Annotated in this window: 1 protein-coding gene; it reads left to right on the top strand. The window is 47.4% G+C overall.

The window, feature by feature from the left end; genetic code table 11:
* Positions 1 to 270: hypothetical protein (locus tag MN204_RS20705; RefSeq protein WP_249872941.1), on the top strand; the 270-nt coding region annotated here is incomplete at both ends.

Below are 270 nucleotides of genomic sequence, written 5' to 3'. Positions count from 1 at the left end.
GTCTTCATTCCCTGCAGAGAAGCCATTCACTGACGAGCAACGTTCACGTATCATGACGACGACTGTTGGTAAGTTGTTCTTTAACGACATCTTGCCAGTCGACTTCCCATACTTGAACGAGCCAACTGAGGCTAACTTACACGCCATCGATGATCGCTTCTTCTTGGAGCCAGGTACTGACATCAAGGCATACTTTGCCGAGACGCCAATCTTGGCACCATTCAAGAAGGGTTACTTGTCAGACATCGTTGCCGAAGTCTACAAGATTTA

The organism is Oceanobacillus saliphilus, from assembly GCF_023522835.1.
Taxonomy (GTDB): domain Bacteria; phylum Bacillota; class Bacilli; order Bacillales; family Amphibacillaceae; genus Oceanobacillus; species Oceanobacillus saliphilus.
The sequence above is the reverse complement of the archived record's forward strand: the minus strand, read 5'-3'. Positions and strand labels throughout refer to the sequence as shown.